Below are 16,188 nucleotides of genomic sequence, written 5' to 3'. Positions count from 1 at the left end.
CAAAGGTCACGTGGGTTGGGATGAGCCAGTACGCGATTCGACCCTGTCTTTGCAATGCAAAGCCTGCCTCACAGTGGCAGAAGCCCAAGGGCCTGCCAGGGTACGAACCAGAGTGACTGGATACATATATATAGAAAGATTTGAGCGGCAAGACGAATCGGCCAAATCCTGAGCCAGGCATGCTAGCACAAAGCTTTCGGCGCGTAGGGCCATGGGCCGGGGATATGCAGAAATATTCTGAAATTAGACCGATGCGGTGAACTTGAGCGGTTTTTTTCCGCTCAGAGATTAGGAAGCGACCTACTCTAGATACACCCGACCTAATAAAGGAGTGACCGGTATGCGACTTCATTCTCTTCTGGCCTTGGCGGCCACTGGTGCCCTGCTGCTGCCGCTTGGCGCCAACGCAGGCACTGTTCCACCAGGCTACCTGACGTCCTGCGTGGCCACCGCCTCTGCCCAGCCGGGCATGACGAAACAATCCGCCGAAAAGCACTGCAGCTGCAGCGTGAATGTGATCGAAAAAAACTTTTCGGACGCAGAGATCAAAGAGCTCAACAGCACTGACGGCGTAGACCAGAAGCTCATAGACAAGGCAACCCAGCTGGTTACGAAGGCCTGCAAGCCCCAGAAATAAGGGCGCAGGCCATACAAAACTCAGTTAATTTGCGCCAGATCAGCATTCGGCACACGTAAAAGTCACCACAAGCGCAAAATTAGACTATGATGCCTCTGTGCACCTTGTTGGCCTCGGCGACACCGCACTACTGAAAAACATCATGTTTCCTGGAGATACACCCATGTCCAATCGCCAAACCGGCACCGTCAAATGGTTCAACGATGAAAAAGGCTTCGGCTTCATCACTCCACAAGGTGGCGGCGACGACCTGTTCGTACACTTCAAGGCCATCGAGTCTGACGGCTTCAAGAGCCTGAAAGAAGGCCAGACCGTCTCCTTCGTTGCCGAAAAAGGCCAGAAGGGCATGCAGGCTGCACAAGTTCGTCCAGAGTAAGTTCTGACGAATTAAAAAAACCCGTCCTAGGACGGGTTTTTTTGTGCCTGCCGTTTATGCAACGGCAGGCCCGGGGCGGAATCAGCCGCAGTTGACCCGGGTGACCACGCCCTTGTCGTCGGCGTTGAGGTTCAAGCGCTCGGAACGGTACTCCAGGGTGATCATGTCGGTCGGCTTGAGCACGCGGGCGATCTGCGCCCCGCTCGCCTTGCGCGCCTGCTCCAGCAGCTCGGGGGTTGCCGGCTTGCCGACGGTGAATGCGGCGTTGCTGGCATCGCAGCGACCATCGAGGTTCGGTGCTGCCGCTACCTCTGGCGCCTTGGACGATGAGCCATCGGTACTGCAACCTGCCAGAACCACGGCTGCCAACAGGCTCGCCAATGTTGCACGCGTGCGGAACATGAATCCTCCTTTCAAATACTGGAATGCTGTCTGATACGACAGTTTTAAGCACTTTTGGTTGCAAAAACGTCCCAGTCTGCCTGAGACGTGCTCGTCAGGGAAACCTCAATCGTGACCGGATTTTGCCTGAGCGCAGCGGTTCAGTAGATATCGATGTAGTCGCTGGCGGGCTTGGGCCAGTTGCTGGCCAGCACGTTGTACACCTGCATGACCCAGCGTTCGTCGTCGGCGGCAACAGGGCCCACGCAGCCCGAGCCGGCGGCCCAGGTCTCGAGGCGAAACAGCAGGCCATCGAGCTCGCGCCCGCCGGTAATCTGCGACAGGTAGGCAATGCCGCCGCGGGTGACGCGCAACTGGTTGTGGATTCGGTCGTTGCCTTCGGCCAGCAGCTGGCGCACCTGCTGGGGGGTGAGCTGCTCGGGGGTGTTCAAGTCGATCTGCACGGGGTGTCCTCGGGCGTGCGCGGTGGCTGTGGGGTGCAGGGTACATCAGGCGGACTCTGTACGCCCTCTTCGCTGGCAAGCCAGCTCCACGGCTACCGCGCCGACCCAAGTGCCAACGAAGAATCGGTACAGACGTCACGAATAGGCGAACCCAACCACCATTTAGTTTGCCTAGCCCCGCTGCTTATGCATAAGTAGCAGTGCCGGCCCTGTTGCAACATGTTTAACTTGTACCAGTTGGCGGAGCGCAATCATGCCCCCGCTGTAGACGCCAGGGCCCGGCATCTGCACCAAACAGCACGCGTATTTTCGATCGAGACCCCCATGAATAGCCCCACCCTGGACACCAACATCAAGGTCACATGGCCTGACGGCCATCGTTCCTACAGCCCCGGCACCACCGAAGAGCTGTTCATCATCGCCGCCGACCTGCTGCTTCAAGACCTCGGCCACGAAGCTGCCCGCACCTTCGTCGACCAGGTGTTCGAACGCCACTGGCCCGCGACCGAACACCAGCCCACACCCATTACTGCAATCGAGCAAGACGCTCGCTGAGCAAATCGAAAAAGCCCTGGGCATCGCCGCTCTCGATCCACATCACATTGGCCGGTAGCTCGAGCGTGCCGTACCAGTCCGCAATGGTCTGACCAAAGGTCGGGCCTTCGCGGCTATCCACGCTCATGTGAATCTGCCGGCCACTGAACAGCTCGGGCTTGAGCAAGTAGGCAATCACGCTGGCATCGTGCACCGGCCCACCCGGCAGGCCGTAGTGCGCCATGTCCCCCTTGACGTAAGCATCCAGAATATCGCCCACCAGCTTGCTGGCGTGGTTGTTCAACCCGCGAATCTGCTTCAGGCGCGCCTCGCTGGTGAGTACCTTGTGGGTCACGTCCAGCGGCAGGTAGGTGAGCTTGACCCCGCTGCGCAACACGACCTCTGCCGCCTGTGGGTCGGCGTACAGGTTGAACTCGGCCACCGGGGTGATATTGCCGCCATTGAAGTGGGCACCGCCCATCACCACCACTTCCTTGATGCCCTTGACGATCTGCGGGGCCTGAATCAGCGCCAGTGCCAGGTTGGTCTGCGGGCCGAGCATGGCAAGGGTGATGCTGTTGGGTTCAGCGCCACCGAGGGTGTCGATCAGGTACTGCACCGCGCTGCCCTGGGCCAGGCCCTTTTTCGGCTCGTGCACCGCCACGCCAGGCAAGCCCTCCTCGCCATGGATGTTCTCGGCATAGATCGGCGTGCGCACCAGCGGCGTGGGCGCGCCGGCGTACACCGGCACCTCTTCGCGCCCCGCCCACTCCCGGGCCAGCCGTGCGTTGCGCGAGGTCTTGTCGAGTCGCACATTACCGGCCACGGTGGTAATGGCGCGCACCTTCAGTTCCTCTGGCGACGCCAGGGCGAACAACAACGCCACCACGTCATCCGCGCCGGGGTCGGTATCGATGATCAGGTCGCGGGGCGCGGCCAGCACGGCAGTACTCGACAGGGCAGACATAAGCACTAAACCTCGTAGCAAACGTTTGGCTTTTTGGACACGTTCAGGCATTGGGCACTCCTTGTGCTCAGGGGACAACAGTCAAAAGGTCACGCCCGCCACCAGCGCGATGTTGGTATAGGGCTGGCATTCGCCGGTGCGCACGATGGCCCTGGCCTGCGCACCGAGCTGCTTGAACGCCGCATGGCTCATCAAATGGCGCGCGCCCAGCTCGCCGCGGGCATGCAGCAGCTCGATGCCTGCCAGGGCCGGCGGCCTGTGTTGCAGGGTCTCGTCGGCCAGCACGTGGCTTTCGACCTGCATTTCGGCCAGCACCGTGTGCAAGGTACTGATGAAATCCGGTATGCCGGGCGTCAGTGCAAGGTCGATCAGCTCGACACCGGCAGGCACGGGCAGGCCGGCGTCGCCGATCAGCACCACATCGCCATGCCCCAGCGACGCGATCAGGCGCGACAGGGCGATATTGAGCAACGGAGTCTTCTTCATGGCGTGCTCCCCTGCAGTTCGCTCAGATACGGAATGGAGGGCTGGGCACCGGCGCGGGTGACCGAAATGGCGGCGGCCTGCTGGCCGAAGGCAATGGCCTCGCGCTCCGACCTGCCAGCGGCCAACGCAGCGGCAAAGCCACCGACGAAGGTATCCCCGGCCGCCGTGGTGTCCAGTGGCTGCACCCGCGTCGCCGGAAAATGCGCAAAACCCTGGCCATCGGCGAACAGAGCGCCTTGCGCGCCCAGGGTGACGATCACCTTGCCCACCCCCAGCGCCAGCAGTCGGCTGGCGGCTGCCTGCGCCTCCTGCAGCGAAGCCACCGGCAGCCCGGTCAGGGCGCTGGCCTCGCTCTCGTTGGGGATCAGGTAGTCGATGTTGGCAAACCAGTCAGCCGGCAGCGGCCCGGTGGCCGGTGCCGGGTTGAGGATCACGGTCTTGCCCAGCGCCCGGCCACGGGCCAGGGTATGTGCCACGGTGGCCTGCGGTACTTCGAGCTGACAGATGATCACATCGGCAGCCTGCAGCAGGCGGTCCAGGCGCTGTACCGATGCCGGCAGCAAGTGCCCGTTGCCACCGGCCACGATGACGATGGCGTTCTGGCTGCTGGCATCCACCACGATCAGTGCCACACCACTGGAAACACCCGCCACCGTGTCCACGCCCTGGCAATCGATGCCCTCGTCGAGCAGCGCCTGACGCAACTGCGCACCGTAGGCGTCCTCCCCCACACAGCCGATCATTGCCACCGCTGCCCCCAACCGCGCAGCTGCTACCGCCTGGTTGGCGCCCTTGCCGCCCGGCACGGTGCCGAACCATTCGCCGGCCAGGGTTTCCCCCGCCTGCGGCAGGCGCTCGGCGCGGGTCACCAGGTCCATGTTCAGGCTGCCTACCACCACTACATTTGCTTGCATGGCATGTCGGTCCTAGCGGTAATCATTGAAGAGGTCGGGACGCGGCCCGGTGGACTCGCGCAGCACGATGCTCGGCGCGACGATGCGCTGCTCTACCCCACTGCGCTGCGGCTCGCCGATACGCCGCAGCAACAGTTCGGACGCCATCTCGCCCAGCTCGCGGATCGACTGCCCTACCGTGGTCAGCGCAGGGTAGACGTACTGGCTCATCTGGATATCGTCGAAACCGATCACCGACAGTTCGCTCGGCACGCAGATGTTGCGCTCGGCCGCGGCACGCAGCACGCCCATGCCGATCATGTCGTTGGCCGCGAAGATCGCGGTCGGGCGGTCGTGGCCCAGCAGTTGCGCTGCGGCGCCATAGCCGCCCAGGCTGGTGAAGTCGCTGTCCACCACGCGGCCCTCGCGCAGGGGCACCCCGGCCTGGGCCAGTGCCCGGTGAAAGCCGGCCAGGCGCATCTTGGCCACGCTGGTGTGTGCCGGGCCGTTGATGCAGGCGATGTCCTGGTGCCCCAGCTCCAGCAGGTGCCGGGTGGCCAGGTAGGCCCCCTGCTCGTGGTCGATGCGCACCAGGTCGGCGTCGACGCCCGCCAGCGCGCGGTCGACGATCACCATGGGCGTGCGCACGCTGGCCAGGCTGTCGAGCAGGTCGGCCTCCTCGCCCACCGAGGCCACGATCAGACCGTCGATGCGTTTCTCCAGCAGCACGCGCAGGTAGCTGCGCTGCTTGCGCGGGTCGTCGTCGGAGTTGCACAGGATCACGCAGTAGCCATTGCGCTCGCAGCCATCCTCGATGCCCCGCGCCAGTTCGGCGAAATACGGGTTGACGCTGTTGGGCACCAGCAGGCCGATGGTGGCCGTGCAGCGCGCCTTGAGCGAGCGCGCTACCGCACTGGGCACGTAGTCCAGCTCGGCAATCGCCGCTTCTACCTTGCGCCGCACCGGTTCGCTCACCGGGCGGGTCTTGTTCAGCACGTGGGAAACGGTGGTATAGGAAATACCCGCCAGCGCCGCTACATCTTTGATGGTTGCCATTGTTCAGGTCCGCCGGCGCGCGCGCCGGCTGCGGTAAGTGTCGAGAACCACGGCGATCACGATGACCGCCCCGGTGATGATGCGTTTGGTCGGCTCGCTGGCGCCGATCTGCGCCAGCCCTGCGGCCAGCACCGAAATGATCAGCACACCGAAGAAGGTGCTGATGACCGAACCTCGACCGCCCATCAGGCTGGTGCCGCCGATCACCACGGCGGCAATCACCTGCAGCTCCAGCCCGGAGCCGGCATTGGGGTCGGCGGCCTCCAGCCGCGAGATCTGGAACAGCGCCGCCAGGCCGGCCAGCAGGCCCATCAGCGAGAACACCAGGATCTTGTACGGGCGCGGATCGATGCCGGCCAGGCGCACGGCCTCTTCGTTGGTGCCGATGCCGATCAGGTAACGGCCGAACACGGTGCGGGTCAGTACCAGTTGCGCCACCACGATCACCAGCAAGGCGATGATGAAGGCCGGCGATATGCCGAAGGCCACCGGCTCCGACAGCCAGGCAAAGGCATCACCGATGTACGCGGTGCGCGAGTCGGTGAGCTGGTAGGCCACGCCACGCGCCATTTCCAGCACACCCAGCGAGACGATGAACGAAGGGATGCGCCAGGCCACGGTGATCGAGCCGGTAAGGGTCCCGGCCAGTGCCGCGCACCCCATGCCGAGCAGTGCCGCCGGCAGCACGCTCCAGCCCCAGCCCAGAATCGCCACGCTGACCGCCGACGCGGCCAGGGCCAGTACCGAGCCCACCGACAGGTCGATGCCGCCGATGATCAGCACGAAGGTCATGCCCACCGCCAGCACCATCAGGTCGGGGATCTGGTTGGCCAGGGTGCTGAAGGTGCCGTACGACAGAAAGTGGCTGCTCAGCAACGAGAACAGCACCACCATCGCCAGCAACGCACCGGCCAGGCCCAGGTAGGTCCCCAGGCCGAGGTAGGTACCGCTGCGCCGGGCCGGTGGGCCAGGCGGTGTGTCTATCGGGGAAGTGTTCATGCGGGGTTCCTGGGCACTGCGTCTTGCAGCAGCGCGTCACGTTTCTGATAGCCGGCAAAGGCGGCGGCCAGTAGCTGGTCCTGGCTCCAGTGCTCACGCTCGAAGGTTTCAATCAGGCGCCCTGCCGAAAGCACGCCGATGCGATCGCAGATCAGCATCAGTTCGCGCAGGTCGCTGGACACCACCACCAGCGCCTTGCCCTGGCGGGTCAGCTCGGCGAGCAGCCCATAGATGTCGAACTTGGCGCCCACATCGATACCGCGCGTGGGCTCGTCGAACAGCAGCACGGCGCAGTCGCGCTCCAGCCAGCGGCCGATCACCACCTTCTGCTGGTTGCCACCCGACAGCTCGCCCACCGTTTGTGCGGGCCCGGCGCTGCGGATGCGCATGGCCTGGATCTGGCGCTCGGCCAGGGCACGCTCGGCAGCACCATCCACCAGGCCCGCGCGTGAGATCGCCGGCATGTTGCCCAACGCCAGGTTGGCACTGACCGACTGCGACAACAGCAGGCCTTCGCCCTTGCGGTCTTCGGTAATCAGGGCCACGCCGTGGCGCACTGCAGCCATGGGCGAATCGATGCGCACCGGGCGCAACGGGCTGCCCAGCTCGATGCTGCCGCTGTCGGCCGTGTCGGCACCGAAGATCAGGCGCAGCAGCTCGGTACGCCCGGCACCGATAAGCCCGGAGATGCCGAAGATTTCGCCGCTGCGCACCTCGAACGAGACGTCCTGCACCTTGTCGCCCCGGCCCAGGCCGCTGACACGCAGTACCGGCTCGCCGATCGTGCGGCGCCCCAGGTCGATATGCTCGCCCAGCTCGCGCCCCACCATCAGGTTGACCAGTTGCTCGCTGCTGTAGCGCTGCATCGGTTCCACGCACACCAGCTTGCCGTCGCGCAGCACGGCAATGCGCTGGGCGATGCGCTTGAGCTCTTCGAGGCGGTGGGAAATGTAGATGATCGACACACCCCGTTGCTGCAGGCGCTCGATCTGGCTGAACAGCAGCTCCACCTCGCGTGCGGTGAGCATCGCGGTGGGCTCGTCGAGAATCAGCACATGGCAGTCGCCGATCAGGTTGCGGGCGATCTCCACCATCTGCTGATGGCCGATGCCCAGCTCGCCGACCAGCGTATCGGGGTCGATCGCTTCGAGCCCCACCTGCGCCATTGCTGCGATCGCCAGTTGGCGCAGGCGCGTGCGATTGACCCAGCCGGCGCGGCTGGGCAGGTTGTGCAGAAACAGGTTCTCGGCCACGCTCAGGGTGGGCAGCAGGTTGAGCTCCTGCATCACCATGCGCACGCCCTGGCGCTCGGCCGCGGTGCGGCTGGCGGGCTGATACACCTGGCCCTGGTAGAACATCTGCCCGGTGGTGGGGGTTTCGAGCCCGCCGATGATCTTCGACAGGGTGCTCTTGCCCGCACCGTTCTCGCCAGTCAGGGCCAGCACTTCGCCGCGCAGCAGGGACAGTTCGATATCGCCCAGCACGGGCTGGGCGTAGGTCTTGCCGATTGCACTGACCGACAACACGACATCCGCAGTCGCCGACATAAGGTGTTCTCCTGGCGCCCGCACCACGGCAGGCACCGTCAGCGGGCTAGGGCTGCTTGACCAGCTCGACCGGGGTCTGGATGACGTTGTCGGCATCCACGTCCGGCTTCTCGCCGCGCAGCATCTTCAGGGCCGCCTCTATACCGAACACCGCCTGCTTGGCGGCGTATTGATCGGCCGTGGCCAGCACGCGACCGTCGAGCAGCATCGGCTGGATCGCCTTGATGTTGTCGTAGCCCACCACCTGCACCGCACCGACCTTGCCTGCCGCGCGCACCGCCGACACCGCGCCGAGCGCCATGCTGTCGTTGCCGGCCAGCAGCGCCTTGAGGTCGGGGTATTCGTTGAGCATGGCCGAGGCCACGGCATTGCCCTTGTCGATCTCCCAGTTGCCCGATTGCACCGAGACAATCTTGATCTTGGCTGCCTCCATGGCGTCCTTGAAACCGGCGGTACGCTGCTGGGCGTTGGTGGTGGTCGGCACGCCCTCGATGATGCCGACCTGATCGCCCACGCTCAGGCGGGTGGCCAGGTACTCGCCCACCAGGCGCGCGCCCTTGCGGTTGTCGGGGCCCACGAAGGGCACGCTGAGGTTCTTGCTCTTGAGTACATCCGGGTCGAGGCGGTTGTCGATGTTGACCACGGTGATCCCCGCGTCCATGGCCTTCTTGACCACTGGCACCAGGGCCTTGGAATCGGCCGGGGCAATCACCAGCGCGTTGACCCCGGAGACGATCATCTGCTCGACGATGCGGATCTGGTTGCTGGTATCGGACTCGTCCTTTATGCCATTGGATACCAGGTCGAACTCGCCTGCGTGGTCTCTCTGGTAGGCCTTGGCGCCGTCTTCCATGGTGAGGAAGAACTCGTTGGCCAGCGACTTCATCACCAGGGCTACCTTGGGCTTGGCGGTGTCGGCACGGGCGTGGCTGAAGGGTACGGCGGTGGCGAGGGTGGCCAGCATGGCAACGGCCAACAGGCGTCCAGCAAAGGGCAGCGTCATGGGTTCACTCCGAATCTTATGATTTTTGTCGGGTCGCAAACGTTTGCGGTTAACAACTATGGAAACGCTACCGGGTTTTGTCAAATCTGCCGACCGCCCTTCATGGCCCCAATAGTGCCGGGAATTATCCTTAAAATCTTCGGAAAACCGAACATCTGGCACCGCAATAATTCGGGTTTCCGAAAACAGTTCCGGGCAGCACGGGGCATAAGCCCAAATAAATTTCTTATAAATCAATGAATTGACATCAACGCTCAGTTAATTGGGCAACTGGTACGCTTTCTGCTGAACTTGTGTGGGCAACACAGCAATTTCACTCATAAGGAACAATAACGATGAAAGCTGCGCTTCACTCCTTCGCTCCGGCCGCCCTGGCCCTGTTCATGTTCTTCCCTGCTGGCGCCTACGCCAAGGAAGCCGAAACCCAACAGAAACTCGCCAACGTGGTTATCCTCGCCACCGGCGGCACCATTGCCGGTGCTGGTGCCAGCGCCGCCAACAGCGCTACCTATCAAGCCGCCAAGGTGGGCGTCGACAAGCTGATTGCCGGTGTTCCGGAGCTGGCCAACCTGGCCAACGTACGCGGCGAGCAGGTGATGCAGATCGCCTCCGAAAGCATCACCAACGAAAACCTGCTGCAACTGGGCAAGCGCGTTGCCGAGCTGGCCGACAGCAAGGACGTGGACGGCATCGTGATCACCCACGGTACCGACACCCTCGAAGAGACCGCCTACTTCCTCAACCTGGTGGAAAAGACCGACAAGCCGATCGTGGTCGTGGGTTCCATGCGCCCCGGTACCGCAATGTCGGCTGACGGCATGCTCAACCTGTACAACGCCGTGGCCGTGGCCAGCGACAAGCAATCGCGCGGCAAGGGCGTGCTGGTCACCATGAACGACGAGATCCAGTCCGGTCGCGACGTGAGCAAGTCGATCAACATCAAGACCGAAGCGTTCAAGAGCGCCTGGGGCCCGATGGGCATGGTCGTGGAAGGCAAGTCGTACTGGTTCCGCCTGCCGGCCAAGCGCCACACGATGGATTCGGAGTTCGACATCAAGACCATCAGCAGCCTGCCTGCCGTGGACATCGCCTACAGCTACGGCAACGTAAGCGACACCGCCTACAAGGCCCTGGCGCAAAATGGCGCCAAGGCCATCATCCATGCCGGTACCGGCAACGGTTCGGTGTCCTCGCGCGTAGTGCCGGCCCTGCAGGAACTGCGCAAGAACGGCGTGCAGATCATCCGTTCGTCCCACGTCAACCAGGGCGGGTTCGTGCTGCGCAACGCCGAGCAGCCTGACGACAAGAACGACTGGGTAGTGGCGCACGACCTGAACCCGCAAAAAGCGCGCATCCTGGCCATGGTCGCCCTGACCAAGACCCAGGACAGCAAGGAGCTGCAGCGCATCTTCTGGGAATACTGAGTGCAGTAGCCCGGCAGGCCGCCCTTCCTACAGCGGGGCGGCCTAACCTCTTGTAACCTCGCCGCTTTTATTTTGCCCACGGTGCAGCAAAGCCTGCGCCGTGTGGTCACATGGGTTCTTTGAGCGACACGCAGTTGCGAAAAGCCTTACAGTAAAATACTGTATGCGCATACAGCAAAAACAAGGAACCTGTACCTGTGGCCACCTCCTCTGCCGCCAAGCCCGTCAGCAGCTACGAGCAACTGGGCATCCGCATTCAGAAAATCATCAACTCGCCAACCGCGCAGAAGTCCCGCGCGGCGCTGATCTTTCGCCTGGAGCACGAGTCGCCTGCCGACTGGGAGACCCTGCTCGAGGAAATCGCCGAAAACGACAACGTCACCCTGGCCTACAGGGATGACGGCGGCGTGCAGATTTTCTGGGTTGTGCCCAAGGAAGACTGAAGCCGTCGCCAGGCGCTGCCCGCCCACCCTGCTCCGACTTGTCGCCCTTCTGGGCGATGGTGTTATCCGTAGAATCTGGAAGTAATGATGTTCAAGAATCTTGCAGCTGCAGTGATGCTGCTGATGTTGTTGTGTGGCCAGGTGTTTGCTGAAACGCGTATCGGCACCTGGAACCTGGAACACCTGAGCGACCGCCCCAACAAGGACTTCAAGGCCATTGCCAAGGTCGCCAAAAATGTGGATTTTCTGGCTGTGCAGGAGCTGATGAGCGAAGCGGCCCTGGACAAGCTGGCCAGGGAACTCAGCCGCCAGAGCGGCGAGCCCTGGAGCCACATGGCCTCCGATGCGGTAGGCAGGTCTTCGTACAAGGAAATGTATGGTTTCGTGTGGAAGGACAGCAAGGTCGCCTATGAAGACGGTGCGGTGTCCTACCTGGACCGCAAGAAGATCTTCGAGCGCGAGCCCTACTCCGCGCGCTTCAAGTCACTCACCGACAATGCCTATTTCGTGGTGGCCACGGTGCATATCGTGTACGGGAAAAAGCCGTCTGACCGGGTCGCGGAAATCGATGCGCTGTCGAGCTACTGGACCTGGCTGAAGGAAGTCTACCCCGGCAACAATCACATCCTGCTGATGGGCGACTTCAACATGCCGCCCACTTCGCCTGCCTGGAAGTCGCTCAATGCCGCCGCCAGACCACTGGTGGTCGCAGGCGCCAGCACGTTGTCCACAACCGACGGCAAATTCGCCAACCTTTACGACAATATCTTCGTCAGCCATTCCTCGCCGCTGAAGGTCAACAGCGTGGGCGTGTACGACTACCCGAAACACCTGGGCATGACTCACCAGCAAGGCCGGGCGAACATCTCCGATCACGCGCCGATATTCCTGCGTGCAGAGCTGGGGCAAGGCAAGGGCACGGCCACGACCGCCGCGTCACCGGCAAGACCCGCCGCCGCCGCCAAAACCAAGGCTGCAACCGTGGCCGACGCCACCGGGCAAGTGCGCGGCAACCGGGCCAAGAAGCGCTACCACCGCCCGGACTGCCCGTCGTACAACAGCATTGCCGAAAAGAATCGGATCGAGTTCAGCAGCGAATCTGCCGCCCAGGCAGAGGGCTACAGCATCGCCGGCAATTGCCAGAAGGCCAGCTGAGGGGATAACGGTGCAGCCTTGGCGCCAAGGCTGCACCTGAAGATCACTTGACCAGCTGGAACTGACTGGCGCCCTGCAACTCCAGACGCGGCACGCCCTTGTACTGCTCGATACGCCCTATCACGCACACCGTGCGCCCCTCCAGCGGCTGCGCCAGCAACGTGGCGAACGCCGGGCGATGCTCGCCCCATACCACCAACCCCAACCGTCGCTTGCTGGGGAAGCTGGCACCCAGGTCGATCCAGGTCGGCTGGCCCCTGGACGACGGTTTGTAGGTCACCTTCATGATCGGGCCCAGCACCGCAGCGCTCTGCCCGATATGGTCGGCGGCCTGACGCCAGTCCAGCGGGTTATCGCAGGTGGCGCCCTGCAAGGTGGCGGGTGACGCCGGCGCCGCCACTGCCTGGCTGACCACGGCCGAGCCTGCAACCGACTCGGTGCCCTTGAACGCAAACACCACGATCAGAACCCCGATCAGCGCAGTGAATGACATGATCGTGTACTTCATGACCGAAACCTCCTTGTTGAGCCCTTTGATCCGGCTGCCCTGCGCCTGCGCCAACTGCTGCACGCTGGCGCTCTGGCGCGTGCTCGACAGCAGGTCGTGGGCTTTTTTTCGCTCGGCATCGAGCAGTACGCTGATATCCCGAGCGCAACGCTGCGGGTGATCCCTGACATCGCGGTTGGCAAAGCGCAGCACCCGCCAGCCCTGGGAAGTGAGTGCAGACTGCCGCCGCTGCCAGTCGATGAACTCGGGGTGCGACATGCCGGTGCCCGTACCGCTTTTGTCATAGCCATCGATTTCGATGGCGATGCGCACGTCTCCCTCTTCATTGATGACAAGGTCGCAGTAGCGTTGCTTGCCGTCATTGTCCTTGAAGGGGTATTGCGCACTCAGCGACTCGTAACGGATGCCCGCCACGAGGCTGAGCACGTTGCTGGCGAACAATCGTTCGTAGTCACTGCCGAACCGCGCCGCATTGGCCTTCAACCACTCGTCCTGGGTCATGTCCTGTCGTCTGCGCTGGAAAGTCGGGCCGGTGCAAAAGCACCCACTCTCGACCGATGCAGTCAAAAAGCCATAACGCAGCCGAGCCGCCGATTCTGGCCGACTCTGTAGGAAAAGTCGATTTTCAGGTGGGATCAGACGGCGGTCATTCGGGTAACTTCGCCGGCAAGGCCGGCCCGTGCAGCGGGTGACCGGTGGCGCTCAACATGGCTTCGCCCAGTGCTGGTTTGCCCGACGCCTTCAACCCCTGGGCGGCGCCCTGGATATCCCGCCCCTCCTTGTTCTGGCCCAGCTTGAACTTGCCGACCAGACGGGTGATCTCGATCTCGAGCCCGACGATGGCCTTGAGCATGTCGCGGATGTAGTCCTTCGGCGCGTCGGACATCTTCCACGGCACGGGCTGGGATGCTTCGTGGGTGCGCGTGAGCAGGGCCACCAGGCCACGCACGTAGTGCTCGTCATCGTGCAAGGTCACGCGGCCATGGGCGTGCACCACCTGATAGTTCCAGGTGGGCACCTGTTTGTGGGTCTCGTGCTTGCTGGGATACCAGTTGGGCGAGATGTAGGCATCGGCGCCGCGAAAGATCACCAGCACTTCATCGCCATCCTTGAGTTCGCGCCACAGCGGGTTGGCCCGCGATACGTGAGCATGCAGCACCCCCTGCTTGCCCTCCTGCGGCTTGAAGTGGAACGGCAGATGGTTGGCATCCAGCCCACCCTCGCCGTGGCTGACCAATACACCCAGCGGGTTCTGCATGATCAGCTGATGCAGCACCTCGGGGCGCGACTCGTTGAAATACTGCGGTACGTACATGGTTTGCATCCATCCGGCACAGGGCGATGGCAAATTGTGTGGCGCAACTGGCCCATGGTATAGATCCACTATCGAACAAAATGACTGGACCAGAAAACATGGCGCGCAAAGCTAACGTGGTGGATATTCCTTCGCTGGGCACGCTGGACCGCAGCAGCGGCCAACTGGGGCGCCAACTGGCCCAGGCGCTGCGTGCGGCGATCCGGCGCGGCGACCTCAAGCCCGGCGAGGCGCTGCCCTCGACCCGCATGCTGGCCAGATCGCTGATGATCGCGCGGGGCACGGCCATCGAGGCGTTCGAGCAACTGACGGCCGAGGGGTTTCTGGAGTCCCGCGGCCGTGCCGGCACGCGGGTCGCGCACAGCCTTGAAGAGCCACCTGCCGCGCACACGACAGGTGTGGCGCGGCCCGCCGCCAGCTCGGCACGCATCGAACGCTTTGCACAACTTGCCCGCCGCTTCGGCGAGGTACCCCAGGTACCGTTCGCCGTCTCGGTACCGCTGGGCAAGGCCGCGCCGGATGATATCTGGCGGCGCCTTGGCAACCGGGTGCGCGCCCGCGGCCCGGGTGCCCCTGCCGGCTATGGCGACCCGCTGGGGGAAATCGAGCTGCGCGAGGCGGTGGTGGACTATGTGCGCAAATCCCGCTCGGTACGCTGCGAGGCCAGCCAGGTGATCATCACCTCCGGCACCCAGCAGGGCCTGTATCTGGCCTGCCAGGTGCTGCTGGACATCGGCGATTTCGCCTGGGTCGAAGACCCGGCCTACCGCGGTATCACCGCCATTCTCGAAAGCGCCGGGCACAGCGGGCAGATGGTGCGCGTACCGGTGGACGCCGAGGGCATGGACGTGGAACACGCCGTCGCCACCTGCCCCCACGCCCGCGCCGCCTTCGTCACCTCTTCGCACCAGTACCCGCTGGGCATGCCGATGAGCATGACCCGGCGCGAGGCACTGCTGAGCTGGGCCAGAACCCACAATGCATGGGTGATCGAGGACGACTACGACGGCGAGTTGCGCTATGCAGGGCACCCGTTCCCCTCGTTGCAGGGGCTGGACCCTGAACGGGTGATCTACCTGGGCACCTTCAGCAAGATCCTGTTCCCGTCACTGCGCCTGGGCTATGCGATCGTGCCGCCGGACCTGGTGGACGCCTTCTGCGGTGCCCGCGTGCTGATGGACCGTCATCCGGCCAACGCCGACCAGCAGGTACTGGCGGCCTTCATCAACGAAGGCCATCTGGACCGGCACATCCGCCGCATCCGCGGTGTGTACGCCACCATCCACCGCCAGGTGAACGAAGCGGTGGCGCGCTGGCTGGAGCCTGAGCTGGCCTGGCTGCAACCGACCGACCAGGGCATGCACCTGGTGCTGTGGCTGGCAGCAGGTATCGACGACAGGCAGGTAGCGGACCAGGCCGCAGAGGCCGGGGTGGTGGTGCGCGCGGTATCCCCCATGTATGCGGGGCCGCACGGCAGGCCCGGGCTGGTGCTCGGCCTGGGTGGGTTCAGTGGCGAAGCCATCGATGCGGCGATGCAGCGCCTGGCACGGGTGATCGAAAGCGCCAGCGTTCAGGCCAGCGCCTGCAGGTAGGCGCTGGCCTGCTGATAGCGCTGCAGGCGCGCGATGTCTTCGGGGCCGGGCATGGCGATGCGCGAAAGGTCGCTGTTGTCGGCAAGGTCGGCAAGCTTTACCACCCGTGCCAGCGGGTCGCTGCCCAGCCGCGCGACGAAGGCCTCGTAGCTTTCGTCATCGCGCCGGCTCAGCGCCTGCACCGCCGCCAGTATCTTCAGGGCGAAGCCTTCGCGGGCCAGGTCCGACAAGCTCATGCTGGTATCTTCAAGCACGTCGTGCAGCACCGCGACGATGCGCTGTTCGGTGGTCTGCACCCTCAGCATCACCCGCAACGGGTGCAGGATATACGCAGTGCCGCCCTTGTCCTGCTGCCCTTCATGGGCCCTGGCGGCAACCGCAATGGCTCGCTCCAGTGTGGACATAAGC

At 63.6% G+C, this 16,188-nt stretch carries 19 protein-coding genes; 7 read left to right on the top strand and 12 right to left on the bottom strand.

The window, feature by feature from the left end:
* The first annotated feature begins 340 nt into the window (after positions 1 to 340).
* Entirely contained in the window at positions 341 to 637 is a 297-nt protein-coding gene (locus NP552_RS10360; RefSeq protein WP_043860804.1) for a hypothetical protein, read from the top strand.
* A gap of 163 nt (positions 638 to 800) precedes the next feature.
* Positions 801 to 1,013 (top strand): cold-shock protein, encoded by a 213-nt coding sequence (locus NP552_RS10355; RefSeq protein ID WP_003179963.1) that lies wholly within the window; start codon positions 801 to 803, stop codon positions 1,011 to 1,013.
* Positions 1,014 to 1,094: 81 nt separating this feature from the next.
* Here the strand turns inward: NP552_RS10355 and NP552_RS10350 are convergent, their stop codons facing one another.
* Together NP552_RS10350 and NP552_RS10345 are read right to left on the bottom strand one after the other, a co-directional pair.
* Positions 1,095 to 1,415: an I78 family peptidase inhibitor gene (locus NP552_RS10350; protein WP_043860805.1), complete on the bottom strand. Its 321-nt coding sequence runs from the start codon at positions 1,413 to 1,415 to the stop codon at positions 1,095 to 1,097.
* A 140-nt stretch (positions 1,416 to 1,555) separates the two neighbouring features.
* Positions 1,556 to 1,858, bottom strand: a complete 303-nt coding sequence (locus NP552_RS10345; RefSeq protein ID WP_054915264.1) for a hypothetical protein — start codon at positions 1,856 to 1,858, stop codon at positions 1,556 to 1,558.
* A 324-nt stretch (positions 1,859 to 2,182) separates the two neighbouring features.
* Between NP552_RS10345 and NP552_RS10340 the strand changes: the two genes are divergently transcribed.
* On the top strand, positions 2,183 to 2,413 hold the full coding sequence (locus NP552_RS10340) for a hypothetical protein (RefSeq protein ID WP_043860807.1): 231 nt from the start codon (positions 2,183 to 2,185) through the stop codon (positions 2,411 to 2,413).
* On the opposite strand, the gene NP552_RS10335 is transcribed toward NP552_RS10340, so the two are convergent.
* Genes NP552_RS10335 through NP552_RS10305 form a run of 7 tightly spaced genes read right to left on the bottom strand, consistent with a single transcriptional unit; the run spans position 2,385 to position 9,343 of the window.
* Complete coding sequence (locus NP552_RS10335; protein WP_054915265.1) at positions 2,385 to 3,410, bottom strand: nucleoside hydrolase; 1,026 nt, start codon at positions 3,408 to 3,410, stop codon at positions 2,385 to 2,387. The genes NP552_RS10340 and NP552_RS10335 overlap by 29 nt on opposite strands.
* A gap of 30 nt (positions 3,411 to 3,440) precedes the next feature.
* A complete protein-coding gene (gene rbsD / locus NP552_RS10330) occupies positions 3,441 to 3,845 on the bottom strand; it encodes a D-ribose pyranase (RefSeq protein WP_043860809.1) in 405 nt (134 codons plus the stop codon).
* Positions 3,842 to 4,759 carry a ribokinase gene (rbsK, locus tag NP552_RS10325; protein ID WP_196932476.1) on the bottom strand — a complete coding sequence of 306 codons (918 nt, stop codon included), beginning with the start codon at positions 4,757 to 4,759 and terminating at the stop codon, positions 3,842 to 3,844. Before rbsK ends, rbsD begins: the two co-directional genes overlap by 4 nt.
* A 12-nt stretch (positions 4,760 to 4,771) precedes the next feature.
* The gene (locus NP552_RS10320) at positions 4,772 to 5,794 is read right to left on the bottom strand and encodes a LacI family DNA-binding transcriptional regulator (protein WP_043860811.1); all 1,023 of its coding nucleotides are present in this window, start codon (positions 5,792 to 5,794) and stop codon (positions 4,772 to 4,774) included.
* Positions 5,795 to 5,797: 3 nt separating this feature from the next.
* Positions 5,798 to 6,793, bottom strand: a complete 996-nt coding sequence (locus NP552_RS10315; RefSeq protein ID WP_054915267.1) for an ABC transporter permease — start codon at positions 6,791 to 6,793, stop codon at positions 5,798 to 5,800.
* Positions 6,790 to 8,340, bottom strand: a complete 1,551-nt coding sequence (locus NP552_RS10310; RefSeq protein ID WP_196932477.1) for a sugar ABC transporter ATP-binding protein — start codon at positions 8,338 to 8,340, stop codon at positions 6,790 to 6,792. The genes NP552_RS10315 and NP552_RS10310 overlap by 4 nt, the downstream gene beginning before the upstream one ends.
* Positions 8,341 to 8,386: 46 nt before the next feature.
* Positions 8,387 to 9,343, bottom strand: a complete 957-nt coding sequence (locus NP552_RS10305) for a sugar ABC transporter substrate-binding protein (protein WP_196932478.1) — start codon at positions 9,341 to 9,343, stop codon at positions 8,387 to 8,389.
* Positions 9,344 to 9,678: 335 nt separating this feature from the next.
* Between NP552_RS10305 and NP552_RS10300 the strand changes: the two genes are divergently transcribed.
* From NP552_RS10300 to NP552_RS10290, 3 genes are all read left to right on the top strand, one after another.
* Complete coding sequence (locus NP552_RS10300; RefSeq protein ID WP_043860815.1) at positions 9,679 to 10,767, top strand: asparaginase; 1,089 nt, start codon at positions 9,679 to 9,681, stop codon at positions 10,765 to 10,767.
* 197 nt (positions 10,768 to 10,964) lie between these two features.
* A complete protein-coding gene (locus NP552_RS10295; protein WP_043860816.1) occupies positions 10,965 to 11,210 on the top strand; it encodes a DUF1654 domain-containing protein in 246 nt (81 codons plus the stop codon).
* A gap of 87 nt (positions 11,211 to 11,297) precedes the next feature.
* Positions 11,298 to 12,365, top strand: coding sequence for an endonuclease/exonuclease/phosphatase family protein (locus NP552_RS10290; RefSeq protein WP_196932479.1), 1,068 nt, complete (start codon positions 11,298 to 11,300; stop codon positions 12,363 to 12,365).
* Positions 12,366 to 12,408: 43 nt separating this feature from the next.
* Here NP552_RS10290 and NP552_RS10285 read toward each other — a convergent pair whose 3' ends face one another.
* The gene (locus NP552_RS10285) at positions 12,409 to 13,374 is read right to left on the bottom strand and encodes a DUF559 domain-containing protein (RefSeq protein ID WP_196932480.1); all 966 of its coding nucleotides are present in this window, start codon (positions 13,372 to 13,374) and stop codon (positions 12,409 to 12,411) included.
* Positions 13,375 to 13,519: 145 nt separating this feature from the next.
* A complete protein-coding gene (locus NP552_RS10280; protein ID WP_196932481.1) occupies positions 13,520 to 14,188 on the bottom strand; it encodes an FMN-binding negative transcriptional regulator in 669 nt (222 codons plus the stop codon).
* Between the two features lie 98 nt (positions 14,189 to 14,286).
* Between NP552_RS10280 and pdxR the strand changes: the two genes are divergently transcribed.
* Positions 14,287 to 15,780 carry a MocR-like pyridoxine biosynthesis transcription factor PdxR gene (pdxR, locus tag NP552_RS10275; protein ID WP_043860820.1) on the top strand — a complete coding sequence of 498 codons (1,494 nt, stop codon included), beginning with the start codon at positions 14,287 to 14,289 and terminating at the stop codon, positions 15,778 to 15,780.
* On the opposite strand, the gene NP552_RS10270 is transcribed toward pdxR, so the two are convergent.
* Positions 15,759 to 16,184 (bottom strand): HD domain-containing protein, encoded by a 426-nt coding sequence (locus NP552_RS10270; RefSeq protein WP_043860821.1) that lies wholly within the window; start codon positions 16,182 to 16,184, stop codon positions 15,759 to 15,761. The genes pdxR and NP552_RS10270 overlap by 22 nt on opposite strands.
* Positions 16,185 to 16,188: the final 4 nt, after the last annotated feature.

This window comes from Pseudomonas sp. 8209 (assembly GCF_028682105.1).
Taxonomy (GTDB): domain Bacteria; phylum Pseudomonadota; class Gammaproteobacteria; order Pseudomonadales; family Pseudomonadaceae; genus Aquipseudomonas; species Aquipseudomonas palmensis.
Note: the sequence above shows the minus strand (reverse complement) of the source record. Positions and strands in the feature narration are given on the sequence as shown.